This window comes from Sphingomonas sp. AP28 (assembly GCF_056680455.1).
In genome coordinates this window covers 2,371,818-2,397,172 of record NZ_CM155283.1, presented here as the reverse complement: position 1 = coordinate 2,397,172, position 25,355 = coordinate 2,371,818, and the positions used below count along the sequence as shown (strand labels likewise).

The window sequence follows — 25,355 nt, the reverse complement described above, 5'->3', positions numbered from 1 at the left end:
TGCTACCGCTCGCCCCGTCGTCGTCATCCCCGCGAAGGCGGGGATCCATAGTCTCCGAACGGTTGCGATCCCTTGGAAGGCTAGCCAGTCTGGGTTCCCGCCTCCGCGGGAATGACGGGGGAGAGGGGCGGCACCGCACTGCTTGCCGCGCGATCCTCGTCTGAATCTGTGAACGCCCTCCCCACCAGCACCACCCCGGCGGAGGCCGGGGTCCAGTTGGGGGACGTTGCTAACGGAGGGCGGTGCTTCGTTATATCCACCTTTTCAACTGGGCCCCGGTCTTCGCCGGGGTGGCGGCCTTGTTACGGTACCGATCTCACAACGCCGCTTACCGCAAGGTGCGCGTCGACCTCCGCCAGTAGGGCGTCGAGCGCCGCCTGATCCCTCGCCTCAGCACGCACCGTCAGCATCGCCTGCGTGTTCGAGGCTCGCAGCAGCCACCACCCATTGGCGGTCGTCACCCGCGCGCCATCGGTCAGGTCCACCTCCGCACCCTCGGACTTCAACCGCGCGATCACTTCGTCCACGACCGCGAATTTCTGCGTGTCCTCGACTGGAAACCGCAGGTCCGGCGTCGCCACCACCGCGGGCATCGCATCGCGCAATTCGGTCAGCGACCGCCCCGACAGATGCACCGCGCGGATCAGCCGCACCGCCGCATAGTGCGCGTCGTCGAACCCGTAATATTCGCCCGCGAAGAACAGGTGTCCGCTCAGTTCCCCGCCGATCGGTGCGCCGGTGCGGGTCATCGCGGTCTTCATCAGGCTGTGGCCTGTGGCGGCCATCACCGGCTCGCCGCCCAGTTCCGCGATTCGGTCGAACAACGCCTGCGACGACTTAACGTCCGCGACGATCGGCGCGCCGGGGTGTTCCGCCAAGGCAGGCTCGACCAGAATGGAGAGAATCTGATCGCCCCAGATCACGCTCCCCAGCTCGTCGACCGCGCCGATCCGGTCGCCGTCGCCGTCGAACGCCAGTCCGAAATCGAGCTTCTTCTCCGCGACCAGGCGTTTGAGATCGGCGAGGTTCGACTCTTCGGTAGGATCGGGATGATGGTTGGGAAAATTGCCGTCGACTTCGGCGAAGATCACATGATGCTCACCCGGCAGCAATTGCACGAGCTTCTCGATCACCGGGCCGGCGGCACCGTTGCCGGTGTCCCAGCCGATCCGGTACGCGCCGCCCGCATAGCCCGTCATCAACCGGTCCACATAGGCGTCAAGGACTTCGGCGGACGTAACCTGGCCGGTTCCTTCGCTCCAGGCACCCGACGCGGCGAGCGCGGCGAGGTCCTGGATGTCGTCGCCGAAAAATGGCGCGTGGGCGTGCACCATCTTGAAGCCATTATACTCGGGGGGATTGTGGCTGCCGGTTACCTGGATGCCGCCGTCCACTTCTAGCGTCGCTTCGGCGTAATAGAGCATCGGGGTGGAGCTGAGGCCGATGCGGACGACGTCGACGCCGCCCGCGACGAGGCCGGAGACGAGCGCGGCTTCGAGTTCGGGCGAGGAGTTGCGGCCGTCATAACCGACCGCAACGCGTGTTCCGCCAGCGGCGCGGATGCGGTTGGCGAAGCCTCGGCCGATCGCGACGGCGTCGGCGGGGCCGAGCGCTTTGCCGACGATCCCGCGGATGTCGTATTCGCGGAGCGAGGTCGGGTCGAACTGGTGGGTCATTGGCCTCTCGCTGGTCTCGTTTCGATTTTGGGCTGTGGTTCCCCCGCGAAAGCGGGACCCCGGGAGCCGTAATCGATATCGTTCGTAACCCTGGACTCCTGCGTTCGCAGGAGAACGGTCTAGCGCGTGCGCTTCAAGAGAAGATCGCGCGCCGCATTCACTCGCCGGGTCAGGTCGGTCGAGCCACCGCGATCCGGGTGGACCGACGCGATCAGGCGGCGGTGCGCGCTGCGGATCGCGTCGGCGTCTGCGCTGCCGTCGATGCCGAGGATCGAGCGCGCTTCGGCTTCATCCGTCACTACGCGTTGTCCCGCCTTGGGCTTCGGCTTCGGGCGCAGGTAATGCCATGCCAGCCAGATGAAGACGGCGGCGACGATCCACTTCACGCAGCGACGCCCGGAACCTGCTCGACCACCTCGGGCAGTTGCAACGCGGCCATCATCTCGCGCAGTTCCTGGCGCGCGGCGACATGAGCGAGGCCCATGCTGCCGAACGCCTTCGAATCGATCATGGTCAGTCCGGCGGGGAACATCTCGCGGTAGATCACGCGCTCGCCGAGCCCCGGAATTATCCGGAAGCCGACGCGCTTGGCCAGTTGCGCGAGTGCATCCGACACGCGGCGCATGTTGCGCGCCTCGATATGCTGGAGGCGGTTGCGCAGGACGACCCAGTCGATCGTCGTGCCGTCGGCGCGCGCGCGCTGTTTCCGCGCGTCCCAGATGAGCTCGGAATAGAAGCTCGGGCGGGTGACCTGATACGTCTCGGGATCGACCTGGCCGATCAGGTCGAAGTCGACGAAGCTGTCGTTCATCGGCGTTACCAAGGTGTTCGCCAGAGCGGCGGCGGTGCGGGCGAACGGATCGTCGCGGCCCGGCGTGTCGACGACGAGGAAGTCAGAGCCTTCGCACAGCGAATGCCAAAGGTCCTCGAACTGGTCCTCGCTCTGGTCCGACAGGGTCGCGTGGCGCGGCATCGGCAGGACCGAGCCGTTGCGCTTCATCGTCTCGGCGCGGTTGTCGAGATAACGGCCGACGGTACGCTGGCGGTGATCCAAATCGAGACACGCGACGCGCGCACCCTTGGCGGCGAGCGCGATCGCGACGTGCACCGCGGTCGTCGACTTGCCGGTGCCGCCCTTCTCGTTGGCGAACACGATGACATGCGTCGAAGCTTGGGGTGAGTCGAGGCCCGTGGCCAACGCGCGTTTCCTTATTGATCGTAACAGTCACCCTTCATAGAAGCCGCGACCGCACTTATCGAGTAGGAGTTTCACGTGGACACCGTCCGGGACCTTAATGCGTTGCGCGACAGCGTCGCCGCCTTCCGTGCGGGCGGCCAGCGCGTCGCGCTCGTCCCGACGATGGGCGCGCTGCACGCCGGCCATGTCGCGCTGATCGAGGCGGCGAAGCGGCCGGGGACCAAGGTCGTCGCGTCGATCTTCGTCAACCCGACGCAGTTCGGCCCGAACGAGGACCTGTCGCGCTATCCGCGGCGCGAGATGGCCGATATCCGGATGCTCAACGAAGCCGGGTGCGACCTGCTCTGGCTGCCGTCGGTCGAGACGATGTATCCCGATGGGTTTGCGACCACGGTTCGCGTCTCCGGGGTCAGCGACGGGTTCGATGGCGCCTCGCGGCCCGGCCATTTCGACGGCGTGGCGACGGTCGTGTCGAAGCTGTTCAACCAGGTCGGCCCCGATGCGGCGTATTTCGGCGAGAAGGACTACCAGCAGCTGGCGGTCGTCCGGCGGTTCGTCGCCGATCTCGACTTCGCGATCGATATCGTCGGGGTGCCGACGCAGCGCGACGATGATGGCTTGGCGATGTCGTCGCGGAACATCTATCTCGACGACGAGCAGCGCAAGCAGGCGGTCGCCTTGCCGCGAGCGCTGGGTGTGGCGGCGCGGGCGATCGCGAAGGGCGAGGACGTCGACTCGGTTCTGGATGACGCGCGGACGACGTTGGTCGGGGCGGGGTTCACGATCGATTACGTCGCGCTGGCGGATGCCGAGACGCTGGCGGAGAACCCGGCGGCGGACCGTCCGCGGCGGTTGCTGGCGGCAGCGCGGATGGGCGCGACGCGGTTGATCGATAACATCGCCATCGAGGCGCCAGACGCGTTGTAAAAAATGACCGTTAACCCATTAACCATTTCGTAGCCCGAATCACGGCACTCTGTCCTCACGAACATTGGGGGCAAGACCATGGGCAGCAGTTTCAAGACCGCGAATATTACGATCGAACGTCGTCTGGCGGATGCCGCACGCGGCGACGACCGGGCGTGTTACGAACTCGGGATGGTGTATTCGACGGGGACTTCGGGTGTCGTGCTCGACCTGATCGAGGCGCATAAGTGGTTCAACCTGGCGGCGGTGTCGGGGAACATCGCGGCGCAGGAATGCCGGGCTGAGATCGCCGAGGACATGACTGCGCGGGAGATTTCGGTGGCGCAGCGTGCTGCGCGCGACTGGATGCAGCTGACGCAACGCCGGGCTGCTTAATCCTCCCCGGAACGGGGAGGGGGACAGTTCGCCGCTTGGTGAAGGGTGGAGGGGGATCACCGCGGGCGTAGCGTTCGTGGGGCTTACCTTACGCAGCGGTGCTTTTGGGGAAGCCCCCCTCCACCATCCTTTGGATGGTCCCCCTCCCCTTGCAGGGGAGGATTAGGCTTCGGCTTTCTTCTTTGGCGCGGCTTTCTTGGCCGGGGCCTTTTTCGCCGGGGCCTTCTTGGCTGGAGCTTTCGCCTCAGCCGCGTCCTTAGCCACTGCTGTCTTGGCTGGAGCCTTTTTAGCCGCCGGCTTCTTGGCTGGCGCTTTCTTCTTCTTCGTTGCCGGCGCCGCGGCGGCGCGGGCGTCGATCAGCGAGGCCGCTTCCTCGAGCGTCAGTTGATCCTTCTCGATCGACTTGGGCAGCGTGGCGTTGGTCGTGCCGTCGGTGACGTAGGCGCCGTAGCGGCCTTCCATCAGCTTGATCTCCGCCTCGGTGCGCGGATGGTTGCCGAGCACCTTGAGCGGTGCCTGCGCCCCACGCGCGGTGCGTCCGCCGCCCGCCGCGGCTTCGGCGAGCTTCACGACCGCCGCGTTCATGCCCGTCTCGAACACGTCCGCCGTCGTCGTCAGCCGCGCATATTTGCCCGCGTGCTTCAGGTACGGGCCGAACTTGCCGATCGTCGAGATGATCGGTTCGCCGGTCTCAGGATGGTTGCCGACCGTCCGCGGGAGCGACAGCAGCTTGACCGCCCATTCGAGGTTCAGCTCCCCAATGTCCTTCGGGATCGACGCCATCTTGCGATCCTCGCCTTCGCCGATCTGCAGATACGGGCCGAAGCGTCCCGACTTGCGCTCGATCGGTTGACCCGTGTCGGGATGCGTGCCGAGCGTCGACGGACCGGCATCCGCCTCGGCGTCGCCACCGGGCTGCGCGAACCGGCGCGTGTACTTGCATTCGGGGTAGTTCGAGCAGGCGATGAACGCACCGAACTTGCCGCCGCGAAGCGCGAGCTGGCCCTCGCCGCAGTTGGGGCAAAGACGCGGATCGCCGCCGTCCGCCTTTGCCGGGAACAGGTACGGCGCGAGGAAGGTGTCGAGTTCGGCGGTGATCGCCGACGGCTGCTGCTCCATTACCTCGTTGGTGCGCGGCTTGAAATCGCGCCAGAACGCATCGAGCACCGACTGCCACTGCGCGCGGCCGCCGGAAACGTCGTCGAGTTCCTCCTCGAGCTCGGCGGTGTAGTCGTAGCCGACATATTTCTCGAAGAAGCGTTCGAGGAACGCCGTCACCAGCCGCCCGGATTCCTCGGCGAAGAAGCGGTTCTTCTCGATCCGGACATAGGCGCGGTCCTTCAGCGTCTTGATGATCGAGGCGTAGGTGGACGGGCGGCCGATGCCGAGTTCTTCCATCCGCTTGACCAGCGAGGCTTCGGAGAAACGCGGCGGCGGCTGGGTGAAATGCTGCTCCGCGTCGACCTTCTTCTTGGCGGGCGCATCGCCCTCACGCATCCGCGGCAGGCGGCGCGCGTCCTCGTCGGCCGAGTCGTCCGACCCTTCCTCGTACAAGGCGAGGTAGCCGGGGAAGAGCACGACCTGGCCGGTGGCGCGCAGGATGTTGCGACCGGTGCCGTCGGCCATCTCGACGGTGGTGCGCTCCATCCGGGCGGACGCCATCTGGCTCGCCAGGGCGCGCTTGAAGATCAGGTCGTAGAGGCGCGCGTGATCGCCGCCACCAGCCTTGTCCTTGCCGAAGTCGGTCGGGCGGATCGCCTCGTGCGCTTCCTGTGCGTTCTTCGCCTTCGACTGGTACTGCCGCGGCTTGTCGGGGACATAGCTCGCGTCGAAGCGGTTCGCGACCGCCAGACGCGCGGCGCTGATCGCGCTGCCGTCCATCTGCACGCCGTCGGTACGCATGTACGTGATCGTGCCGTCCTCGTAGAGGCCCTGCGCGATCCGCATCGTGTGATCCGCCGAGAAACCGAGCTTGCGCGACGCTTCCTGTTGTAACGTCGACGTCGTGAACGGCGGCGGCGGGTTGCGACCGGCGGGCTTGGTCTCGACCGACTGGACCGAGAAATTACCGTCGAGCACCGCCTGCTTGGCGCGCAGGGCATCGCCTTCGTTGCCGATCGAGAGGCGGTCGAGCTTGTTGCCCTCGAACTGCGTCAGGCGCGAGGTGAAGGCGGTGCCGTCATGCTCCATTTCGGCGGTGACGGACCAGTATTCCTGCGGCTTGAAGACGTCGATCTCGCGCTCGCGCTGGACGATCAGGCGGAGCGACACCGACTGGACGCGGCCGGCCGACTTGGCGCCCGGCAGCTTGCGCCACAGCACCGGCGACAGCGTGAAGCCCACCAGATAGTCGAGCGCACGACGCGCCCGGTACGCGTCGATCAGGTCGTCGTCCAACTCGCGCGGGTTCTTCATCGCCTCGGTGACGGTGGCCTTGGTGATCGCGTTGAAGGTGACGCGCTCGACCTCCTTGGGCAGCGCCTTCCGCGCGCGCAGGACCTCGCGAACGTGCCACGAGATCGCCTCGCCCTCGCGATCCGGATCGGTCGCGAGGATCAGGCGGTCGGCGAGCTTGGCGAGATCGGTGATCGCCTTGAGCTGCTTCGACTTGTCCGCGTAATTCTCCCACGTCATCGCGAACGCATCGTCGGGATCGACCGAGCCGTCCTTGGGCGGCAGGTCGCGGACATGGCCGTAGCTGGCCAGGACGCGGTAATCGCTGCCCAGGTACTTCTCGATGGTTTTGGCCTTGGCAGGCGATTCGACGATGACAAGCTGCATGAGAAAACCGGGGTCCTTACGTGTACGCGTACGAGGGTGGGGACGAAGGGGCGGTGCCGTCAACCCGGGGTGGGTCCGGATGGAAGTTCACAAAGTGCAGACGCTGGCGCGCGTTTTCCAGAGGTCGATTTCGATAACCACAAGCCATCGAAGCTGTTCGCCAAAATCATGTTGGAGGGTTTCGGGTAAAGTCATGGGCGAGCCGTTGAACGCTCTGGACCACCAGGGCGATGTAGGACAGCATAGGCTTTCGCTCGAGCCATTGCCAATCGGCTGGAGCCTGCATTTGGTCTGGGCAATCGACAGGACCGGCAACCTGAACGCGGCAAGGCAAGTTTGCGAAGGAGGACCGCGATGCATGTTCCCTATGGCTTCGGTGTCGTCACGCCATACATTCTGGTCGACGGCACGGATCGGTATGTGCGTTTCCTCGAAACCGGGTTCGGCGCGCGCGAGATCGGGCGGAGCACCGATCCCGACGGCCGCGTCGCGAATTGCCAGGTCCGATTCGACGACATGACGATCATGGTGAGCGAGGCGTCCGCGCAATTTCCCGCCAGCGCGGCGGCCTTCTGCCTGTACGTCGCGGACGTCGATGCGGCGATGACGACCGCCGTGGCCGCCGGTGGCAAGACGATCATGGACGTTGCGGACATGCCCTATGGCGATCGGCAAGGCGGCGTTCGGGATCCAGCAGGCAATATCTGGTGGGTGTCGCAGCGGATGACACCGGAGCCCTATTACCCGGGGTAGCGCGCGTTCGCCCAACATTGACTTGCCGTCGCACTCGGCTGTCGGGAACATGGCGTGGTATTGCCCCTCCAGCCTAGTGCGTCAGGCTTGCCCGACCTCCGGCGTGGCGTTCCAAGCGGCCGCCGAGTTCGAGTTCAAGCAGGACGGCGTGGACGACGGCGGGGGCGAGGTGCGACTGGCGGACGAGTTCGTCGATCGCGACGGGGACGGGGCCGAGCAGGTCTGCGATCCTGCGGCGGTCGGTGTCGCTCGCATCCTCGGTCGGCGCGCCTGCGTAGGGGGCTATCGGCGAGCGGACGGATCGCGGGTCGAACGGGCGGATCTGTTCGAGGATATCGGCCGCGGACTGCACCAAGGTGGCGCCTTCGCGGATCAGCAGATTGCAGCCCTGGGCGCGGGGATCGAGCGGGCTGCCGGGAACGGCCATGACCTCGCGGCCGGACTCGTTCGCGAGCCGCGCGGTGATGAGCGAGCCGGATTTCGGGACAGCCTCGACCACCACCGTGCCGATCGCGAGGCCGGCGATGATGCGGTTGCGCGAGGGGAAGTTGCGCGCCTTGGGTTCGGTACCGGGGGGTTGTTCGGCGAGGAGCAGGCCTTCGGTGGCGATGCGTTCCTGCAACGCAGTGTTGTCGGGCGGGTAGGCGATGTCGATGCCGCTGGCGATGACGCCGATCGTGGCGCCGCCGGAGCCTCCGCCGAACGCGCCGATATGGGCGGCGGTGTCGATGCCGCGGGCTAGGCCGGAGACGATGGTCGTGCCCTCTTCTGCAAGTTGCAGCGCGAGCTGGCGGGCGAAGCGGCAGGCGGCGGCGGACGCGTTGCGGGCGCCGACCATCGCGATGCAGGGTCTGGCGGCGTGGGCGATGTCACCGCGCAGGATGAGGGCCGGGGGTGCGGTCTCGATCTCGGCGAGGAGGCGGGGATAGTCCGGGTCGTCGAGGAAGAGGTAGCGGGCGCCTAGCCTGGCGGTGGCGGCCATCTCGCGTTCGGCTAGCGCGGCGTCGGCGATTTTCGGCGCCCGCCCGCCGCCGCGCTGGGCGAGCATGGGAAGCGCCGCGATCGCGGCGTCCGCGCTGCCGAAGCGGGCGATGAGCTGGCGATAGGTGACCGGTCCGATCCCGGTCGTGCGGATGAGCCGAAGTCTCGAGACCGTCGGGTCAGTCACTCTTTTGCCGGTTGGAACCGATGCGCGGTTCGGTGCCCGAGAACAGGCGTTCGACGTTCTCGCGGTGCTTCCACAGCACGATCAGCGCGAGCGCGAGGAGGAGCAGGACGAGGTCGAAGCGACCGAACAGGGCCGCGGAAAACGGTGCGCTGAGGGCGGCGGCCATGCCCGCGACCGAGGAGATGCGCAGCCCGGCGAGCAGGCCCAGCCAGACGACGGCGTAGACGAGTCCCAGCGGCCAGTAGAGCGCGACGACGATCCCCATCAGCGTGGCGACGCCCTTGCCGCCCTTGAACTTGAGCCAGACGGGGTAGCAATGGCCGATGAATGCACCGGCCGCCGCCAGGAGTGCGTTGCCGGGGAACAGGTGCGTGACCAGCAGGACGGCAACCGCGCCCTTTGCCATGTCGAGCAGCAGCGTGGCGGCGGCGAGACCTTTTCGCCCGGTGCGCAGGACGTTGGTCGCGCCGATGTTGCCCGAGCCGATCGTGCGCAGATCGCCCGCGCCGCCGAGCCGCGTGAGGATGACGCCGAACGGAATCGAGCCGAGCAGATAGCTCAGCACGAGCGATAGCGTGGGCGCGACCCAGAGAATTTCCGTCTGCAAGTAGGTCCCCCGTTCTGGGGTGCTTATAGGCTACGCGGGGCTGACGGCAAATGGCCTGAGGTTGTAGATACTGACTGCGCCAGGCCCACGAGGCGCTCTCCTCTCTGGAAGGGAGGGGCTGGGGGTGGGTTGGCGGGCTTTGGCCACCGACGTCTGATCATGCGGAAACCGACCCACCTCCGACCCCTCCCTTCCAAAGGGGGGGCAGGTCGCTCTGGTTTACGGGGGGTGTTCCGGCCTAAGGACCGCGCATGGACACGCGCCCCATCCTGTTCTTCGACTCCGGCGTCGGTGGGTTGTCGATCGTCGGTCCGGCGCGCGCGGCACTGCCCGATGCGTCGTTCGTCTACGCCGCCGACTCGGCCGGCTTTCCGTACGGGACCAAGAGCGAGGCGGAGATCGCGGCGCGGGTGCCGGTGTTGCTGGGGCGATTGGCGGAGCGGTATCGGCCGCGGCTGATCGTGATCGCGTGCAATACGGCCTCGACGATCGCGCTGCCGGTGGTGCGCGCGGCGCTCGACCTGCCGGTGGTGGGGACGGTGCCGGCGATCAAGCCCGCCGCGCTGCTCTCGAAGACGCGGACGATCGGCGTGCTGGGGACCGAGGCCACCGTGCGGCAGGCGTATGTCGATGATCTGGCGGCAAAGTTCGCGGGCGATTGCACGGTGTTGCGGTACGGGTCGGCGGCTCTGGTCGAGATGGCGGAAGCCAAGCTGCACGGCCATGTGGTCGAGCCGGAACGCTATGCCGCCGTCCTGGATGGGCTGTTCTCGCAGGCCGACGGCGACGCGATCGACGTGATCGTCAACGCCTGCACACATTTTCCTCTGGTCGAGGCAGAGCTTGCGGCGGCGGCGCCCGGCATGCGGTTCGTCGACGGCGGTCCGGGGATCGCGCGGCGGATCGTCCACCTGATGCAGGGCGAAGCGTGGTCGGGAGCAGGGGAGGGCGTTGCCGTCTTCACCCGGCTCGGGGACGACGAGCGCGCACTGGCACCGGCTTTGGCGGCGCGAGGATTCGGCCGGATCGAGCAGCTTTGAGCAAGACCCTGGGACACTATGGCACCTTGCGTCGCCGGCGCATCGTGGCAATGTGCCCCCGGGATGAGGAAAGCGATCACCGTAAGAGCGGTATTGCGCTGGAACTGAGTGAAAGTGAGGCGTAGTGCCCAAGCCTATGATTATCGACGGCAAAGCGGCAACGGACGGCATCAGCGGTCCGCGAGTCGATTATTCGCGCGTTTTCACGCAGGCGATCGACCGGTTGCATGCCGAAGGGCGCTACCGCGTGTTCATCGACATTCTCCGCAACAAGGGTGCGTTTCCGAACGCGCGCTGCTTCGCCGGGCATAATGGTCCGAAGCCGATCACGGTGTGGTGCTCGAACGATTATCTCGCGATGGGCCAGCACCCGAAGGTCATTGCGGCTATGGAAGAGGCGCTGCACGACGTCGGCGCTGGTTCGGGCGGCACGCGCAATATCGGCGGCAACACGCATTACCATGTCGACCTGGAAGGCGAACTCGCCGACCTGCACGGCAAGGAAGCGGCGCTGCTGTTCACGAGTGGCTACGTCTCGAACGAGGCTACGCTGGCGACGTTGGCGAAGGTGCTGCCGGGCTGCATCATCTTTTCCGACGAGCTGAACCACGCGTCGATGATCGCGGGCATCCGTAATTCGGGCTGTGAAAAGCGCGTGTTCCGCCACAACGACCTTGTGCATCTCGAAGAGCTCCTCGCGGCCGAAGATCCAGCTGTGCCGAAGCTGATCGCTTTCGAGAGCGTGTATTCGATGGAGGGCGACATCGCGCCGATCTCCGCGGTGTGCGACCTCGCCGACCGGTACAACGCGCTGACCTATTGCGACGAAGTGCACGCGGTCGGGATGTACGGCGCGCGCGGCGGCGGCATCTCGGAGCGGGACGAGGTCGCACACCGGATCACGATCCTCGAGGGGACGCTGGGCAAGGCGTTCGGCGTGATGGGTGGCTATATCGCCGCCGATCGTACGATCGTCGACGTGATCCGCAGCTACGCACCTGGGTTCATCTTCACGACCTCGCTGTCGCCGGTGCTGGTCGCTGGTGTGCTCGCGAGCGTGCGGCATTTGAAGGCGTCGAGCGTCGAGCGTGAGGGGCAGCAGGCGTCTGCCGCGATGCTGAAGGCGATGCTGAAGGACGCCGGGCTGCCGGTGATGCTCGGCGATACGCATATCGTGCCGCTGATGGTCGGCGATCCGGTCAAGGCGAAGAAGATCAGCGACGTGCTGCTTGCCGAATACGGCGTGTACGTTCAGCCGATCAACTATCCGACCGTGCCGCGCGGCACCGAGCGACTGCGGTTCACGCCGGGTCCTGCGCATACCGAGGCGATGATGCGCGAACTGACCGACGCGCTGGTGGAGATCTGGAGCCGGTTGGATCTGCGCAAGGCGGCTTGAAGTTGGTCCCGCTCACTGCGGGGCAGGGCTGGTCAGTCGATAATGATCGAGCCGTCGGTGCCCGGCACGTTTAGCGTTTCGCCGAAACCTACCGAATGGAACCGCGTGTAATCGCCTTCCAGGGGGTTGGCGTAGACATGGACGACGGACCGGTTTCCATCGACCACCCAGTAGTGCGGAATGCTGCCGCGCGCGTAGGCGAAGCGCTTCATCGTGGTATCGCGCGCGACCGACGTTTCCGCGACTTCGATGACGAGTAGGAAAGCGTCAGCGGCCAGCAGGCGGTTACCCTCGGCTGGTTCGCGCAATACGGCAACGTCACAGCCGAGCACGGTGTCGTTGCCGAGATCGACGCCAATTTCGCCCATAATCCGAGCTTCGGATAACAGGCGCGAAAGACGGATGCCGATCTGCATCTGGCGTGCAGCATGTGCTGTCAAAGGTGGGTTCATCCGTTCGAGTTCCCCATCGACCAGTTCGACCTTGATGTCGTCGAACGCGCCGGTCTCACCCATGCGCAGGAACTCGGCGGTCGTAAAACGCGCCCTGGTCTGCTGATCGGTGCGGAGAATAACGGCGAATTTATTCATCGCCGAGTCGTACCACGAATCCGAGGTTCCGACGAGTCACGCGGCAAACCGTTAAAGCGCGGCGGCCAGCATCGTCAGGACGCCGAGACCGAGCGACAGGGGTATGCGCAAGGCCATCCAGCCGGGTGGTGCGATACCGGCGCGAACCAGCGCGCGGTCTACAAGCAGCGCGGCGATCAGGCTGATGCTGAGCACGACCAGCGAGGGACCGGGCCAGCGCAGGCCGACCATCCAGGGCCAGGCGGTCGCCAGTGCGATCAACGATGGCGCGACGCTCGCGAACCAGAGCCAGCGGGGCGGCGAGTCGGCGCGCGCGGCGAGGCCCCACCAGAGGCCGCCGAGGAAGCTCAGTATAATCGCGGCATAGGCGTAGGCGATCGCCAGCGCGGAGAACCGGCTTTGCGGATCTCCGCTCAGCAGCAGCGCGACCGCCGCAAGTTGCGGGAGGAGGCCGCTTAGCCCGAGCAGGCGCGCGATCGGCGGGATGCCGCCGGTCGCGGCGGGTTGCTCGGGCATCAGACGCGCGCGACCACGCCGGTAGCTACGACCGGGCCGGTCGGCAGGCCGGTCGGCGAGCCGCCGAGCGGCTCGACCGAGATCGCCAGCGTCGCGCCGGGGGTTATGCGACCGCGGTCGACGCCCTTGGGTGCCAGCGAGGTCGGACGGCCCGAAAGCAGGCCAAGCGAATGCGGCACGCCGTCGCCGCCGATCACCCAGAGCTGCGCGACGCGCGCGTTCGGAACGCCGGGGCCTGCCGCGACGCGGAGCGCGCCGTTCGCAGGATCGTAGACCGCGGCGACGGGCGACTTCGCATCGCCGAGCATCGCTACCAGCACGCTGGTCGGCCGCGCGACCGGGATCGGTTGCGAGACGGGCACGGTCGGCTCCGGGCGGACCATGACGAACAGCAACAGCGACGCGGCGATGGCGCTGGTGACGGCGGCGAGCGCCGGCCATGCGAAGCGGCTCGTTTGCGCGAGGACTGGCGTGCCATCCAGACTGGCTTCGATCCGGGCAGCAAGCTGCGGCGGCGCGGCGCGTTCGGGCCAGAGGTCGAACAAGGCAGCGAGGCGCGACCGCCACCATTCGACCTGTGCGGCGAAACCAGGCTCGGCGAGCACGCGGCGCAGCGCTGCCCCGCGCTCCTCGCCTTCGAGCAGACCGAGTGCGAGTTCGGCGGCGGCGACGTCCTCGGGCACGCCGGTATCCGTGGTCGGATCAACCATCGAGGCAATCCTTCAGGCGCGCGAGACCGCGGCGGACCCAGCTCTTCATCGTGCCCAGCGGCACGGCGCGCTTGATCGCGAGCTCGGCATAGGTGATGCCGTCGAAGAACGCGGTGCGGATCGCGTCGCGCTGCTGCGGTTCGAGACCGTTCAGGCACTCAATCAGTTCGCGCGACGATTCGCTCGCCAGCATGCCCGCCTCGGCGCCTTCGCCGGGATCGGCGATGTCGGGCGCGTCGTCGAGCGGACTCGTGCGGCGGACGCCCTGCGCGCGCTGCCAGTCGATGGCGCGGTTGCGCGCGATCGTCGCCAACCAGGTGATCGGGCTCGCGCGGCCGGGTTCCCAGGCACCGGCGCGTTTCCAGATCGTGAGATAGACCTCGTGCAGCACATCCTCCGCGGCTTGGGCGTTGCCACAGATACGGTGCGTGATGCCGAAAAGCTTCGCGCTGGTCAGCGAATAGAGTTCGCGAAACGCTTCGCGGTCCTCTTGCCCGGTGCGCAGGAGCACTTCGGAGAGATGCGCGCGCGCCGCGTCCGCATTTGAAAAGGCCATGGTCACGATCCGGAACCTAGCGGCTCAGCCCGTCGCGGCAATAGCCTTCGCCGGGCTTGACGGTGAGGCAGTCGGTTTTGCCTGCGAGATATTTTAGTCCGGTCGCGTCGCCGTTGGTCGGGCGCAGCGTTTCGCGGACGCCGTTTCGCTCGAAGGATATCGTGTCGCCGGTCGCGGTGCCGTCGAAAATACCCTTGTTGTCGAGGTCCCACTGCATCGTCAGCGCGTAACGGCCGGGGGCGTCCTTGGGCGCGATGTCGAGGACCATGCCTTCGACGCCGATCCACCGGCCGGTGTAGTCGGGCAGGGGATTTGGCGCGGGCTTCGGCGCGGGGGCGACGACCTTGCGCTCGACCGATCCGGCGGACGTCATGTTGCCGTCGCTGCTGGTATCCGGTGCGGGGCCGGAGCAGGCGGTGAGGGCAACGGTGGCGAGCAGGGTGAGGGCTTTCATGGATGTCTCCTTCACGGTCGGCGGTCGGCGCAGATCGCGACCTTAGCGCGTCATCCTGGCGAAAGTCAGGACCCAGAGCCGCCGCGGATGCGCTATGTTACCCTGAGTGCCGACTTTAGCCAGGATGACGGTGCACGCGCGAACAGGTGTGGCAAATTCCGGCTCGGGGGGGTAGGGGGCTGGGCACTCGATATCCCGTCACAGGAACACGCCAGGTGCGCATCGCCATCGCGTCCGATCACGCCGCCGTTTCGTTGAAAGCGGTGCTCGCCACGTGGCTGCGCGAGGCGGGGCATGACGTGCTCGATCTCGGGCCCGAAGGCACCGCCAGCGTCGATTATCCCGATTACGGGTTCAAGCTCGCGTCGGCGATTGCCGATGGTAGCGCCGAGCGCGGCATCGCACTCTGCGGCTCCGGGATCGGCATCTCGATCGCCGCCAATCGCAACCCCGCCTGCCGCTGTGCGCTCGTCTCCGAACCGCTGTCGGCTAGCCTTGCGCGCATCCACAACGACGCCAACGCCATCGCGATGGGCGCGCGCCTGATCGGTGAGGAAATGGCGAAGGCGTGCGTCGAAGCTTTCCTGTGCGCCGAATTCGCCGGCGGCCGTCATCAACTCCGTGTCGACAAACTTTCCACAAAGGTCCCCGCATGAGCACCCAGCCCGAAACCCTCCAGCGCGAACTCCACGACGTCCAGCCCGACGGCTTTTTCACGCGCGGCCTGGCCGATGCGGATGCTGCCGTCTTCGCCGGTGTCGCCGCCGAACTGGAACGTGAGCAGACGCAGATCGAACTGATCGCGTCGGAGAACATCGTCTCGAAGGCGGTGCTAGAGGCGCAAGGGTCGGTGTTCACGAACAAGTACGCCGAGGGCTATCCGGGCAAGCGTTACTACCAGGGCTGCGCGCCGTCGGACGTCGTCGAGACGCTCGCGATCGAGCGCGCCAAGCAGATCTTCGGCTGCGGGTTCGTCAACGTGCAGCCGCATTCGGGCGCGCAGGCGAACGGCGCGGTGATGCTGGCGCTGGTGAAGCCCGGCGACACGATCCTCGGCATGAGCCTCGATGCGGGCGGTCACCTGACGCATGGCGCGAAGCCGGCGATGTCGGGCAAGTGGTTCAACGCGGTCCAGTACGGCGTCGACGCGACCACGCATCTGATCGACTACGATCAGGTCGAGGCGCTGGCGGTCGAGCATCAGCCGAAACTGATCATCGCGGGCGGTTCGGCCTATCCGCGGACGATCGACTTCGCGCGCTTCCGGGCGATCGCGGACAAGGTCGGCGCGTATTTCATGGTCGACATGGCGCATTTCGCCGGCATCGTTGCAGCGGGCCTGCACCCGACGCCGTTCGGCCATGCGCATGTCGTGACGACCACCACGCACAAGACGCTGCGTGGGCCCCGCGGCGGCATGATCATGACCAACGACGAGGCGCTGGCGAAGAAGTTCAACTCGGCGGTGTTCCCGGGGCTTCAGGGTGGGCCGCTGATGCATGTAATTGCGGCGAAGGCGGTCGCGTTCGGCGAGGCGCTGCAGCCCGACTTCAAGAGCTACATCGCGGCGGTGGTCGAGAACGCCAAGGTGCTGGCGGCAACGCTCAAGGAGCGCGGCTCGGACGTCGTCTCGGGCGGGACCGACACGCATCTCGCGCTGATCGATCTCACCCCGCTGGGGATTACCGGGCGCGATGCGGACGAGGCGCTCGAGCGCGCGGGGATCACCTGCAACAAGAACGGCATTCCCAACGATCCGCTGCCGCCGGTGAAGACCAGCGGCATCCGCGTCGGCTCGCCCGCGGGTACGACGCGTGGCTTCGGTCCGGCGGAATTCCGCGAGATCGGCAACATGGTCGCCGATGTGCTGGACGGCCTCGCTAAAAAGGGCGAGCATGGGGACCCGGAAGTCGAGGCGGACGTTCGGACGCGTGTTCGTGCACTGTGCGCGCGCTTCCCGATCTATCAAGGATAAGTAGCATGTCGAAGTTCGACGACGTCCAGAACGACATCAAGGCGACCCCCGGCCTCGGCAAGAGCATGGCCAAGTGGAGCGCACTCGGCGCGGTCGTCGCGATCCCAGTGCCGATCGTCGGCCCGATCTTCGGTGCACTCGCGGGCGCGGGCTATGCGTACTACAAGGGCAAGAAGAAGGTCTGAATGCGCTGCCCCTTCTGCGGACATGAAGACAGCCAGGTAAAGGACAGCCGCCCCACCGAGGACGGGGCGGCGATCCGACGCCGGCGCCAGTGCGAGGGGTGCGCCGCGCGTTTCACGACGTTCGAGCGGATACAGTTGCGCGAGCTGTTCGTGTTGAAGAGTGAGGGGCGCAGAGAGCCTTTCGACCGGGAGAAGCTGCTCAGGTCGTTGTCGATCGCGACCAGGAAGCGGGCGATCGAGGCGGGGCGGATCGAGAAGCTGGTGAGCGGGATCCAGCGGCGGCTGGAGACGCTGGGCGAGAACGACGTCACGTCGAAGCGGATCGGCGAGATGGTGATGGACGGGCTCAAGGGGCTCGATTCGGTCGCGTATATCCGGTTTGCTAGTGTGTATCGGGACTTCAGCGAGGCCAAGGATTTCGAGGCTTTTGCCGGGAGTGTTGAAGAGGTTGGGCGGGCGGAGTGATCCGGGCTTGTCCGGCTTGTCCTCGTTCAGTCTTTTCCCTGTTCAGGCTCGCGTCCACGCCGCTGGCAGCATCGCAAACTTTACCTTATCGACGGTTCCTCACCCCTCTTCCGTTCGTCCTGAGTAGGAACTGAGCTCGGCGAAGGCCCGTATCGAAGGACAGGTTGCATGAGCTTTTACGCCTACATGCTTCGCTGTTCCGACGGCAGCTACTACATCGGCCACACGGACGCCCTCGAACGCCGCATCGCGCAGCACCAGCACGGTGAACTTCCTGGATACACGCACAATCGACGCCCGGTTACGCTGATATGGTCGCAGGATTTCCCGAGCCGGATCGAGGCGCTGGAGGCCGAGCGTCAGTTGAAAGGCTGGACGCGGGCGAAGAAAGAAGCGTTGGCGGCAGGGGATTGGGACGCGGTGCGCTTACTCTCTCGCAAATCCTTCGATACGGGTCTTCGGCTTCGCTCAGCCCTACTCAGGACGAACGGAATGAGGCGGGTGAGCGGGACGGTTTGGCCGAGCGGGATGGTTTGGCTGAGCCGGACGGCTTTGGTGAGCTTGACGAGATTGGTGGATTTGGCGACGTGATTGACAAAAATGCGATTGGTACGGACGTGGCTAGCGACATCGATGTGCTCTCGGATGGGGCAGGGGTGGTCGGCGCCTCGACCCCACCCCCCGTCATCGTCCTCGTCCGCCCGCAACTCGGCGAGAACATCGGCAAGGCGGCGCGCGCGATGCTCAATTTCGGCCTTACCGAAATGCGCCTCGTCTCCCCGCGCGATGGCTGGCCCAACCCCTCAGCTGGCCCCGCCGCCAGCGGCGCCGACATCGTGCTCCAGAACGCAAAAGTCTACGACAGCGTCGCCGCCGCGACCGCCGATTGCGCGCAGGTCTTCGCGACGACGGTGCGAAAACGTGGCGTAACCAAGCCTGTCGTCACCCCGGAACAGGCGTCGACCGAGATCCACGCTGCCCCCGGCCGCTCCGCCATCCTGTTCGGGCCAGAGCGCTCCGGCCTCGAAACCGACGACGTCGCGGTCGCGCGGACGATCATCACCGTGCCGATCAATCCGGAGTTCGGCTCGCTTAACCTCGCCCAGGCGGTGATCCTGGTCGCCTATGAATGGTCGAAGGGGCTGACCGCCGAGCGCGAGCTGTCGCAGCCGTCGATCAACCCGATCATGCCGCCCGCACCGCAGGAGGAGCTCGACGGGATGATCGGGCAGCTCGATGCGATGCTGATGGGGGCGGGGTTCTTCCACCTGCCCGACAAGATGCAGTCGACACGGCGGACGCTGCGGACGTTGCTGACGAAGCCCGGCTGGTCGAGCCAGGAGATTCGAACTCTTCGCGGGGTGCTGTCGTCGCTGGCGGGGAAGCGGCCGCGGGGCTGATTTCCCGACCGAGCGCCTCTTCGTCCGTCCGCCCCCTCCCGTTCGCCCTGAGCGAAGTCGAAGGGTGTGCCCAAGGCGAAGATGCTTCGACTTCGCTCAGCACGAACGGGATGGGGGCGGTGTGGCTCGCGGGGGGCGGGAACTATATTGGTGGGCGGGGCTAGCGCCTGTCGAACGCCGCCAGTTCGTACGCGATCGACCCTTCGACCAGCGCTTCCCAAAGGTCCTCGATCACCACGTCCGGTATGCCGAGCTTCACCGCTTCAGCCCGCGCATTCTCGATGACCTGCGTCTTGCGCGCCTCGTCGCGCACATGCCCGCGCTCGGGCTTGATCCGCGCGGCGGCATCCATGTACGCGAAACGCCTGGCGAGCAGCGCGACCAGCTCGCGGTCGAGCGCGTCGACGCCTGCGCGGACGTCGGTCATGGTCTTACAGTCTGGGCCGGATAGGATAGTCATCGCCGCCTCTTGCCGAGGCGCTCGCAGCCTGTCCAGCGCGACCGCCGAGCTTGACTCGGACGACGTCCCCGTCTAGGCGCCCGCCCTCGCAATGGCCCCGCACCCCGGTGAAGCGGTGGCCCTGCCCTGTCCCGTACAGCAAGCAGAGCGATACCGGGACAAACCCTGCCTTCCCCGCAAACGTGGGAACCGGTTCTCGGACCGGGAAGGCAGATCACGTTGTTAGCATTTGCCAAGGACTTACCTATGTCGAAGCGTCAAAGCGCGAAGTACAAACTCGATCGCCGTATGGGCGAGAACATCTGGGGTCGTCCCAAGTCGCCGGTCAACAAGCGTGAATACGGCCCGGGCCAGCACGGTCAGCGCCGCAAGGGCAAGGTCAGCGATTTCGGTATCCAGCTGCGTGCCAAGCAGAAGCTCAAGGGCTATTACGGCGACGTGACCGAGAAGCAGTTCCGTGCGTGCTACCACGAGGCATCGCGCATGAAGGGCGATACCTCGCAGAACCTGATCGGCCTGCTCGAGCAGCGCCTCGACATGATCGTCTACCGCGCCAAGTTCGCGCCGACGATCTTCGCGGCTCGCCAGATCGTCTCGCACGGCCACATCCGCGTCAACGGCGTGAAGTGCAACATCGCCTCGCGTCGCTGCTTCGTCGGCGACGAGATCACGCTGGGTTCGAAGGCGCAGGAAATGGCGCTGGTGATGGAAGCCCAGAGCCTCGCCGAGCGCGAGATCCCCGACTATGTCGCGCCCGACGGCGCCGCCAAGATCACATTCACGCGCGTTCCGACGCTCGACGAAGTGCCTTACCCGGTGAAGATGGAACCGAATCTGGTCGTCGAGTTCTACTCGCGCTAAGTCGAGTACAACGAGACCGGCCGGCGGTGCTCAGGCACCGTCCGACGACGTGGCTTTGCCACGGCGCGGTTTGGAACGGAAAAGGGCGGTCCTGCGGGGCCGCCCTTTTTCGTTGCCCATTGTCGCCTCGTGGACATGCACGCCCAGCTTTGCCAGAACGCGCGCAACATAACCGGGGAATGACCATGCGCGCTGCCATCCTGCCTCTCCTGCTGCTCGGGACCGCCGCGTCCGCGCAGACCACGCCTGCGATCTCGGTCGAAACGTTGAAGACCGTCACGCAGGTGTTGTCGTCGGACGCGTACGAAGGCCGCGCGCCGACCACGCCCGCGGAGGCCAAGACGGTCGCGTATATCGTCGAGCGGATGAAGGCGGCGGGGCTGAAGCCCGGTAACAAAGGGGCGTGGACGCAGGACGTGCCAATGGTCGAGATTACGGCCACGAACGTGCAACCATACGTGTTCACGGGCGGCAAGACGCCTGTCAGCCTCGCCTATCGCACTGACATGGTCGCGGGCACCTACCGCGTCGCGCCGAAATCGAGCGTGGCGAACAGCGACGTCGTGTTCGTCGGCTACGGCATCACCGCGCCCGAAAAGGGCTGGGACGATTATGCCGGCACCGACGTGAAGGGGAAGACCGTGGTCATCCTCATCAACGATGCCGACTGGCAGACGATGTCGCGCGAGGGGCCGTTCGAGGGCCGCGCGATGACGTGGTACGGGCGCTGGCCATACAAGTTCGAGAATGCGGCGAAGCACGGCGCGACGGCGGCGATCATCGTCCATGATACCGAGCCGGCGGCGTACCCTTGGGCGGTGGTGCAGTCGTCCTGGACCGGGCCGCAGCTCGAGTTGGATGAGAAGGGCGATCATCTTGACCAGTCGCAGATCGTCGGCTGGATGCAGAAGCCGGCGGCGGAGCGCGTGTTCGCGAGCGCGGGCAAGGATTACGCGACGCTGGCGGCGGCGGCGAAGGTGAAGGGGTTCAAGGCGGTACCGCTCGGACTGAAGTTCGGCGGTGGGTTCGACAACACGATCAAGCGGCAGGCGTCTAAGAACGTCATCGGCGTGCTGCCGGGGACGCCCATAACTCAAGGGGGGGCGCCCAACGATTACGTGATGTATTCGGCGCACTGGGACCATCTCGGGCGCTGCGATGCGGTCGATGGCGATGACATCTGCAACGGTGCCTTGGACAACGCTAGTGGCGTTGCCGGATTGGTTGCGTTGGCCGAGGCTCAGGTGAAGGCGGGGCCGGCCAAGCGCTCGATCGCGTTCCTGGCGGTGACGGCGGAGGAGTCGGGGCTGCTCGGGTCGCGCTATTATGCCGAGCATCCGATCTATCCGCTCGCGCATACCGTGGGCGGGGTGAACATGGACGTGCTGAACGTCGACGGCCGGGCGAAGGACTTCGTGCTGACCGGCGCGGGGAAGTCGGAGATCGAGGATTTGGTGAAGCCGTTCGTCGCTGCCGAGGGCCGCGTGATCGGTGTCGAGGCGAATCCGGAGCGCGGCGGCTATTACCGGTCGGATCACTTCAGTTTTGCGAAGCTCGGCGTGCCGATGCTTGATGGCGGGAGCGGTGAGGACCTCGTCGTTGGCGGTACCGCGGCGGGACATGCCGCGCGCGAGGATTATGTCGCGCATCGGTATCACAAGCCCGCGGACGAATATGACGCGAAGTGGGACTGGTCGGGCGCGGTCGAGGATTTGACGATCTATTACGGGCTCGGGCGCAAGCTTGCGGACGATACCAGTCTGTGGCCGAACTGGTATAAGACCGCCGAATTCCGCGGCATTCGTGACCGCGACCGCGCAGGAGCCAAGTAAGTGACCACGACCGTCTCGACACCCGCCGAATGGGCGCACCACAAGGCCGTCTGGATCGGCTTTCCAAGCCATGCGGACCTGTGGCTGGAGGATCTGGAGCCGGCGCGGGACGAGGTCGTCGCGTTTGCCAAGGCGGTGCATGCCGACGGCAAGGGCGAGACCGTGATCCTGGTCGCGGCCGATGTCGGGTCGGCGACCACCGCCAAGAAGCTGGCGCCGTTCGCGGACGTGGTGGTCGAGCCGTTCGGCGACATCTGGCTGCGCGATACCGCGCCGATCATCGTCGGCGACGGCAGCGCGCGGGACTTCCGGTTCAACGGCTGGGGCGGGAAGTACGACCTGCCCGGCGACGACACGATCGGGCAGCGGTTGGCTGAAAGCCGTCACAAGCCGGTCGAGGCGTGCGACTGGGTGCTCGAAGGCGGCGCAATCGATGGCGATGGTACTGGGACGGTCGTCACGACGCAGCAGTGCCTGCTCAACCGCAACCGCAATCCGTCGCTGACCAAGGCGGAGATCGAGGCGCGGCTGGCGTCCGATCTCGGCTATACCCGCGTGGTGTGGCTGGGCGACGGGTTGGTCAACGATCATACCGATGGCCATGTCGACAATCTCGCGCGGTTCGTCGGCGAGGGGCGCGTGGCGATCCCCAAGGCGACCGACAACGATCCGAACTGGCAGGTGTACCAGAACGCCACGCGGGACGCCCAGGCGGCCGGGCTAGAGGTCGTGACGATCCCGTCGCCGGGCCGCGTGCTGCGCGACGAGGAGGTGGTGCCGGCGAGCTATATGAACTTCTATATCGGCAATGCCGCGGTGGTGGTGCCGTTGTATGGTGCCGAGAACGATCAGGCGGCGGTCGTGGCGATCCAGGCGCTGTTCCCGGACCGTGAGGTGGTCGGGCAACGTGCGGATCATATCCTAACGGGCGGTGGGAGCTTTCACTGCATCTCGCAGCAGATTCCGGGCTGATCTTCTGCTCCCCTCCCTGGAAGGGAGGGGCCGAGGGTGGGGCGGCCTGGGGCGGGTGCCTACGTCAGCCAATGGGCCGACCCACCCCTAAACCCCTCCCTTCCAGGGAGGGGGATGCCTGTATCAGCGGCTCCAGCGGGCCCAGATCGCCGTCGGGAGGACTAGCCCCCGCGCTTCTTCGCGGACGCCGAGTTCTCCGACTTCGACCTTGCCGGGCAAGTCCGCGAACACCTGGTTCAGCAGTTCGCCGATCGCGAGCGCGGACATCCGGACCGCGTAGACCGTCAGGAACAGGAAGCGGGAGTTCTCGTCGAGGAGTTTCCGGCAATCGCCGATCAGCTTCGGAAGGTCCTCCTCTAGCCGCCAGACCTCGCCCTCAGGTCCACGCCCATATTTCGGCGGATCGAGCAGGATCCCGTCATACCGCCGCCCGCGCCGAACCTCGCGCGCGACGAACTTGGCCGCATCATCCGTCATCCAGCGGATCGGCGCGACGGCCATGCCCGACAGTTTCGCGTTGGCCTTGGCCGCCTCGACCGATTTCTTCGACGCATCGACGTGGACCATGCGGACGCCCTTGGTCGCCATCGCCAGCGTGCCGACGCCGGTATAGCCGAACAGGTTCATGCATTCGGGGCTGTCGAGTCCGGCGACGCGCTCGCGCATCCAGCTCCAGACCGGTGCCATGTCGGGGAAGAAGCCGAGGTGGCGGAACGGGGTGGTCTGCGCGGTGTACGACACCTCGTTCCACTTGAGCGTCCAACCCTCGCGCGGGATGGGCTCGGAGAATTCCCAGCGACCGCCGCCGTCTTCGTCGGAGCCGGGGACGAATTCGCCCTGCGCCTGCCAGTCGGTCGAGGCGGGCGCCCACATCGCCTGCGGCTCGGGGCGGATGAAACGGAAGCGGCCATAGCGTTCGAGCTTCTTGCCGTGGCCTGAGTCGATCAGGCCGTAGTCCGCCCAGGGTTCGCCGATGAGGGTATGCAGCTTCATGCCGAGGGCTTCGCGCGCTCGGTGATGTAGGCGGTGATCGCCTCGAAGGTCGCTGGCAGCGTGGCGTAGCGCTCCTTGCGGTCGAACAGGTCGCCGACACGCGCGGGAAGCGAGGGGCGGACGCCGGTTGCACGCTCCACCGCGTCGCCGAACTTGGCGGGGTGCGCGGTGGCGAGCGTGACGATCGGTACGCCGGCGGGGACTTCGGTGCGCAGCGCGGCGGCGAGGCCGATCGCGGTGTGCGGGTCGATCACCTGCCCCGCATGCTCGTGTGCCCAGCGCATCGCTAGCGTCATGTCGTCTAGGTCAATGCGCTCGCTTTGGAAGAGGGCGGAGGCACCTTGCGATTGCGCATTGGTGAGACGCATCGCGCCCGAGGATTCGAAGCCGGCCATCTGTGCGGCGAGCGCGGCGCCATTGCGGTCGCCGAGGTCGAACAACAGGCGTTCGAAGTTCGAGCTGACCTGGATGTCCATCGACGGGGTCGGGGTCTGCTGGACGCCGCCTTTCGAGTAATCGCCGGTGCTGAGCGCGCGGTGGAGGATGTCGTTGACGTTGGTCGCGACCACCAGCTTGGCCACCGGCAGCCCCATCTTCGCTGCGACATAGCCTGCGAACACGTCGCCGAAATTGCCAGTCGGGACCGCGAACGCGACCTCGCGATCCGGCGCGCCGAGGCGGACGGCGGCGTAGAAGAAGTACACCACCTGCGCCATCAGGCGGGCCCAGTTGATCGAATTGACCGCGGACAGCGCAAACTTGGTCGAGAAGGCGCGGTCGTTGAACATCGCCTTCACGAGCGCCTGCGCATCGTCGAAGCTGCCTTCGATCGCGATGTTGTAGACGTTGGGGCTGAGCACCGTGGTCATCTGGCGGCGCTGCACGTCGGAGATCCGGCCGACGGGGTGGAGCATGAAGATGTCGATGCCCTCGCGCCCCGCGACCGCGTCGATCGCGGCCGAGCCGGTGTCGCCGCTGGTCGCACCGACGATCGTCAGGCGCTTGTCCGTGCCGGCGAGGAAGCGCTCGAAGAAGAGGCCAAGCAGCTGGAGCGCGACGTCCTTGAATGCGAGCGTCGGGCCGTGGAAGAGTTCGAGCAGCCACTGGTCATGGTCAAGCTGCACGAGTGGGACGACTGCGGCGTGCGAGAACCGGCCATAGGCCTGTTCGCAGAGCGCCTTCAGTTCCTCGCGCGTCATCGCGTCGCCGATGAACGGCGCCATTACGGCAACCGCGGTGTCGACATAGGAAAGCCCGGCGAGCGCGGCGATCTCGTCGCGGGTCAGCGTCGGCCACGCGTCGGGGAGGTAGAGGCCGCCATCGGAGGCGAGGCCGGCGAGCGTTGCCGCTTCGAAATCGAGGATCGGCGCCGAGCCGCGGGTGCTGATGTAACGCATGGCCAAGCGGTTAGCGAATGGGGGGGAGGGCGACAAGCTGCGCGCTTTCCGTTTTCCTGCGAACG

The 25,355-nt window shown here is 66.3% G+C and carries 28 protein-coding genes; 14 read left to right on the top strand and 14 right to left on the bottom strand.

The features are described from left to right. Positions 1-302: 302 nt before the first annotated feature. From pgmG to AC1MH0_RS10940, 3 genes are all read right to left on the bottom strand, one after another. Positions 303-1,676: a phosphoglucomutase/phosphomannomutase PgmG gene (gene pgmG / locus AC1MH0_RS10950; RefSeq protein WP_480962804.1), complete on the bottom strand. Its 1,374-nt coding sequence runs from the start codon at positions 1,674-1,676 to the stop codon at positions 303-305. A 119-nt stretch (positions 1,677-1,795) separates the two neighbouring features. Further along, positions 1,796-2,062 carry a J domain-containing protein gene (locus AC1MH0_RS10945; RefSeq protein WP_480962803.1) on the bottom strand — a complete coding sequence of 89 codons (267 nt, stop codon included), beginning with the start codon at positions 2,060-2,062 and terminating at the stop codon, positions 1,796-1,798. Continuing rightward, on the bottom strand, positions 2,059-2,874 hold the full coding sequence (locus AC1MH0_RS10940; RefSeq protein WP_480962802.1) for a division plane positioning ATPase MipZ: 816 nt from the start codon (positions 2,872-2,874) through the stop codon (positions 2,059-2,061). The genes AC1MH0_RS10945 and AC1MH0_RS10940 overlap by 4 nt, the downstream gene beginning before the upstream one ends. 75 nt (positions 2,875-2,949) lie before the next feature. On the opposite strand from AC1MH0_RS10940, the gene panC reads away from it, so the two are divergent. Further along, positions 2,950-3,801, top strand: a complete 852-nt coding sequence (gene panC / locus AC1MH0_RS10935) for a pantoate--beta-alanine ligase (protein WP_480962801.1) — start codon at positions 2,950-2,952, stop codon at positions 3,799-3,801. A gap of 78 nt (positions 3,802-3,879) precedes the next feature. Further along, the gene (locus tag AC1MH0_RS10930) at positions 3,880-4,176 is read left to right on the top strand and encodes an SEL1-like repeat protein (protein ID WP_107964213.1); all 297 of its coding nucleotides are present in this window, start codon (positions 3,880-3,882) and stop codon (positions 4,174-4,176) included. Between the two features lie 162 nt (positions 4,177-4,338). On the opposite strand, the gene topA is transcribed toward AC1MH0_RS10930, so the two are convergent. Further along, the gene (topA, locus tag AC1MH0_RS10925; protein WP_480962800.1) at positions 4,339-6,957 is read right to left on the bottom strand and encodes a type I DNA topoisomerase; all 2,619 of its coding nucleotides are present in this window, start codon (positions 6,955-6,957) and stop codon (positions 4,339-4,341) included. A 354-nt stretch (positions 6,958-7,311) separates the two neighbouring features. Between topA and AC1MH0_RS10920 the strand changes: the two genes are divergently transcribed. After that, on the top strand, positions 7,312-7,710 hold the full coding sequence (locus AC1MH0_RS10920; protein WP_480962799.1) for a VOC family protein: 399 nt from the start codon (positions 7,312-7,314) through the stop codon (positions 7,708-7,710). 73 nt (positions 7,711-7,783) lie between these two features. On the opposite strand, the gene dprA is transcribed toward AC1MH0_RS10920, so the two are convergent. Both dprA and plsY read right to left on the bottom strand, forming a co-directional pair. After that, positions 7,784-8,878 (bottom strand): DNA-processing protein DprA, encoded by a 1,095-nt coding sequence (gene dprA / locus AC1MH0_RS10915; protein WP_480962798.1) that lies wholly within the window; start codon positions 8,876-8,878, stop codon positions 7,784-7,786. After that, the gene (plsY, locus tag AC1MH0_RS10910; protein ID WP_480962797.1) at positions 8,871-9,485 is read right to left on the bottom strand and encodes a glycerol-3-phosphate 1-O-acyltransferase PlsY; all 615 of its coding nucleotides are present in this window, start codon (positions 9,483-9,485) and stop codon (positions 8,871-8,873) included. The genes dprA and plsY overlap by 8 nt, the downstream gene beginning before the upstream one ends. A gap of 251 nt (positions 9,486-9,736) precedes the next feature. Here plsY and murI point away from each other — a divergent pair, with 251 nt between their 5' ends. Both murI and hemA read left to right on the top strand, forming a co-directional pair. Continuing rightward, positions 9,737-10,525 carry a glutamate racemase gene (gene murI / locus AC1MH0_RS10905; protein ID WP_480962796.1) on the top strand — a complete coding sequence of 263 codons (789 nt, stop codon included), beginning with the start codon at positions 9,737-9,739 and terminating at the stop codon, positions 10,523-10,525. A gap of 136 nt (positions 10,526-10,661) precedes the next feature. Then, the gene (gene hemA, locus AC1MH0_RS10900) at positions 10,662-11,924 is read left to right on the top strand and encodes a 5-aminolevulinate synthase (RefSeq protein ID WP_480965729.1); all 1,263 of its coding nucleotides are present in this window, start codon (positions 10,662-10,664) and stop codon (positions 11,922-11,924) included. A 32-nt stretch (positions 11,925-11,956) separates the two neighbouring features. Here the strand turns inward: hemA and AC1MH0_RS10895 are convergent, their stop codons facing one another. The 5 genes from AC1MH0_RS10895 to AC1MH0_RS10875 are packed head-to-tail and all read right to left on the bottom strand — an operon-like array spanning position 11,957 to position 14,750. Continuing rightward, positions 11,957-12,514, bottom strand: a complete 558-nt coding sequence (locus tag AC1MH0_RS10895; protein ID WP_480962795.1) for a Uma2 family endonuclease — start codon at positions 12,512-12,514, stop codon at positions 11,957-11,959. Positions 12,515-12,565: 51 nt separating this feature from the next. Next, a complete protein-coding gene (locus AC1MH0_RS10890) occupies positions 12,566-13,030 on the bottom strand; it encodes a DUF3429 domain-containing protein (RefSeq protein WP_480962794.1) in 465 nt (154 codons plus the stop codon). Beyond that, the gene (locus AC1MH0_RS10885) at positions 13,030-13,740 is read right to left on the bottom strand and encodes an anti-sigma factor (protein ID WP_480962793.1); all 711 of its coding nucleotides are present in this window, start codon (positions 13,738-13,740) and stop codon (positions 13,030-13,032) included. Before AC1MH0_RS10885 ends, AC1MH0_RS10890 begins: the two co-directional genes overlap by 1 nt. Beyond that, the gene (locus tag AC1MH0_RS10880) at positions 13,733-14,296 is read right to left on the bottom strand and encodes a sigma-70 family RNA polymerase sigma factor (RefSeq protein ID WP_480965728.1); all 564 of its coding nucleotides are present in this window, start codon (positions 14,294-14,296) and stop codon (positions 13,733-13,735) included. Before AC1MH0_RS10880 ends, AC1MH0_RS10885 begins: the two co-directional genes overlap by 8 nt. Positions 14,297-14,312: 16 nt before the next feature. Then, positions 14,313-14,750, bottom strand: coding sequence for a hypothetical protein (locus AC1MH0_RS10875; protein ID WP_480962792.1), 438 nt, complete (start codon positions 14,748-14,750; stop codon positions 14,313-14,315). A gap of 215 nt (positions 14,751-14,965) precedes the next feature. On the opposite strand from AC1MH0_RS10875, the gene rpiB reads away from it, so the two are divergent. From rpiB to AC1MH0_RS10845, 6 genes are all read left to right on the top strand, one after another. Beyond that, positions 14,966-15,406, top strand: coding sequence for a ribose 5-phosphate isomerase B (gene rpiB, locus AC1MH0_RS10870; RefSeq protein ID WP_480962791.1), 441 nt, complete (start codon positions 14,966-14,968; stop codon positions 15,404-15,406). Beyond that, positions 15,403-16,725: a serine hydroxymethyltransferase gene (gene glyA, locus AC1MH0_RS10865; RefSeq protein ID WP_480962790.1), complete on the top strand. Its 1,323-nt coding sequence runs from the start codon at positions 15,403-15,405 to the stop codon at positions 16,723-16,725. The genes rpiB and glyA overlap by 4 nt, the downstream gene beginning before the upstream one ends. Before the next feature lie 5 nt (positions 16,726-16,730). Then, a complete protein-coding gene (locus tag AC1MH0_RS10860; RefSeq protein ID WP_056066278.1) occupies positions 16,731-16,910 on the top strand; it encodes a hypothetical protein in 180 nt (59 codons plus the stop codon). Beyond that, complete coding sequence (nrdR, locus tag AC1MH0_RS10855; protein WP_056487307.1) at positions 16,911-17,375, top strand: transcriptional regulator NrdR; 465 nt, start codon at positions 16,911-16,913, stop codon at positions 17,373-17,375. Between the two features lie 168 nt (positions 17,376-17,543). After that, entirely contained in the window at positions 17,544-17,966 is a 423-nt protein-coding gene (locus tag AC1MH0_RS10850; RefSeq protein WP_480962789.1) for a GIY-YIG nuclease family protein, read from the top strand. A gap of 65 nt (positions 17,967-18,031) precedes the next feature. Next, on the top strand, positions 18,032-18,775 hold the full coding sequence (locus tag AC1MH0_RS10845) for an RNA methyltransferase (RefSeq protein ID WP_480965727.1): 744 nt from the start codon (positions 18,032-18,034) through the stop codon (positions 18,773-18,775). A gap of 160 nt (positions 18,776-18,935) precedes the next feature. On the opposite strand, the gene AC1MH0_RS10840 is transcribed toward AC1MH0_RS10845, so the two are convergent. Beyond that, on the bottom strand, positions 18,936-19,202 hold the full coding sequence (locus tag AC1MH0_RS10840; RefSeq protein WP_480962788.1) for a chorismate mutase: 267 nt from the start codon (positions 19,200-19,202) through the stop codon (positions 18,936-18,938). A 279-nt stretch (positions 19,203-19,481) separates the two neighbouring features. Between AC1MH0_RS10840 and rpsD the strand changes: the two genes are divergently transcribed. The 3 genes from rpsD to AC1MH0_RS10825 all read left to right on the top strand — a co-directional run bounded on the left by rpsD (position 19,482) and on the right by AC1MH0_RS10825 (position 22,900). Next, the gene (gene rpsD, locus AC1MH0_RS10835) at positions 19,482-20,096 is read left to right on the top strand and encodes a 30S ribosomal protein S4 (protein WP_055882130.1); all 615 of its coding nucleotides are present in this window, start codon (positions 19,482-19,484) and stop codon (positions 20,094-20,096) included. Positions 20,097-20,281: 185 nt separating this feature from the next. Beyond that, positions 20,282-21,928, top strand: a complete 1,647-nt coding sequence (locus AC1MH0_RS10830; RefSeq protein ID WP_480962787.1) for a M28 family peptidase — start codon at positions 20,282-20,284, stop codon at positions 21,926-21,928. Next, entirely contained in the window at positions 21,929-22,900 is a 972-nt protein-coding gene (locus AC1MH0_RS10825; protein WP_480962786.1) for an agmatine deiminase family protein, read from the top strand. It abuts the gene before it with no gap. Positions 22,901-23,023: 123 nt separating this feature from the next. On the opposite strand, the gene AC1MH0_RS10820 is transcribed toward AC1MH0_RS10825, so the two are convergent. Next, positions 23,024-23,893, bottom strand: a complete 870-nt coding sequence (locus AC1MH0_RS10820) for a class I SAM-dependent methyltransferase (RefSeq protein ID WP_480962785.1) — start codon at positions 23,891-23,893, stop codon at positions 23,024-23,026. Further along, positions 23,890-25,290 (bottom strand): threonine synthase, encoded by a 1,401-nt coding sequence (gene thrC, locus AC1MH0_RS10815; protein ID WP_480962784.1) that lies wholly within the window; start codon positions 25,288-25,290, stop codon positions 23,890-23,892. Before thrC ends, AC1MH0_RS10820 begins: the two co-directional genes overlap by 4 nt. Between the last annotated feature and the right edge of the window lie 65 nt (positions 25,291-25,355).